Source organism: Polynucleobacter sp. 39-46-10, from assembly GCF_002282275.1.
In genome coordinates this window covers 1-1,731 of record NZ_NCJB01000425.1, presented here as the reverse complement: position 1 = coordinate 1,731, position 1,731 = coordinate 1, and the positions used below count along the sequence as shown (strand labels likewise).

The window sequence follows — 1,731 nt, the reverse complement described above, 5'->3', positions numbered from 1 at the left end:
AATTTCAGATAAACGCGCTTGCATACTCGCGGCCAATTCAGGTTCGTTTTTATAAAGATCGGGGTTGCTCATCGCAATACCAATATCTGCTTGCTCCGTCTCAAGCGTCTCAATCTGTAAAGGTAATGCCTCTAGCTCCAACCGTTCTTTCCCATTGAGCTTGCTCACGCCACCCTTTACAGCGGCGGGTTTTGATTCAACTTTTACCTCTGGCTTTACCTCTGATCTTTCAACAGCTTTAGCGCCGCCATTGGCCGCACGGATCTTATCTGAGCGCGCTTTCTGGATCTTCCAGTCTTCGTAACCACCTTCATACTCACGCCAGAATCCATCACCCTCGTTAGCAATGATGCTGGTCACGACGTTATCCAAGAAGTAGCGGTCATGGCTGACCAAGAACACCGTACCTTTGTAGTCTTGGAGTAATTGCTCGAGTAAATCCAGAGTGTCGATATCCAAGTCATTGGTTGGCTCATCCAAAACCAAGACGTTTGCAGGGCGGGCAAATAAGCGTGCCAACAATAAACGGTTACGCTCTCCACCAGACAAAGTGCTGACTGGTGAATTAGTACGCTCTGGTGCAAATAAGAAATCGCTTAGATAGCTCTTAACGTGCTTCTTATTGCCATTGATTTCAATCCACTCACTACCTGGGCTGATGTAGTCCTCAAGTGAAGCATTGAGATCTAAGCCTTCGCGCATCTGGTCAAAGTAGGCTACCTCAATGCGAGTGCCCATGGTTGCCGTTCCAGAATCTGGTGCGATCGTCCCCAGTATTAATTTGAGAAGCGTAGTTTTGCCTGCACCATTAGGACCAAGCAGACCAACTTTATCGCCACGCAAAATGGTTGCTGTGAAATCTTTCACAATCGGGCGATCGTAAGACTTAGAAACATTCTGCAGATCAGCAACAATCTTACCGCTTCTATCTCCTGCGGAAACTGCAAGCTTGACTTGCCCAACCGCATCACGTCTTTGTGAGCGAGTAGTTCGCAGTGCTTCTAAGCGCGCAATTCGCGCAACACTACGAGTACGTCTCGCCTCTACACCTTTACGAATCCAGACTTCTTCTTGGGCGAGTAATTTATCCGCGCGTGCATTAGCCAAAGATTCGGAATTCATCTCCTGATCTTTCAATACTTCGTACGCCGAGAAATTTCCTGGGTAGGTGCGCAAAATTCCACGATCAAGCTCTACAATTTGCGTGCAAACGTTATCCAAGAAGGCGCGATCATGGGTAATCAGAATTACGGAGCCTTTGTATTCTTTAAGTAAATCCTCCAACCAAGAAATCGAATCTAAATCAAGATGGTTGGTAGGCTCATCCAATAGCAATACATCCGGCATCTCCACAAGAGCGCGAGCTAAGGCAACACGCTTCTTCGTTCCACCCGATAAGGTATTAATCTTGACATCAGCCTCTAAATGCAGGCGATCCAATGTTTCATGAACGCGCTGCTCCCAGTTCCAGCCGCTTAAGGCCTCTAATTGGGATTGCACTTCATCAAGGCGATGGTGAGCGGCATCGTCCCACTCTCCTACGCTCAGGGCTTCATACTCTTCGCGCAGCGCCTTGGCCTGAGCTACACCCTTGGATACGGCATCAAAGACAGTTTCTTCAGCCTCAAATATTGGTTCTTGAGGAACATAGGCAATGCGGAGGCCTTGCTGATATTGCAGCAAACCATCATCCATTTTTTCTATGCCAGCCAAGATCTTCAATAGAGAGGA

Annotated in this window: 1 protein-coding gene; it reads right to left on the bottom strand. The window is 47.7% G+C overall.

Translation table 11 applies throughout. The features are described from left to right. Positions 1-1,731: ATP-binding cassette domain-containing protein (locus B7X71_RS16420; RefSeq protein WP_293601520.1), on the bottom strand; the 1,731-nt coding region annotated here is incomplete at both ends.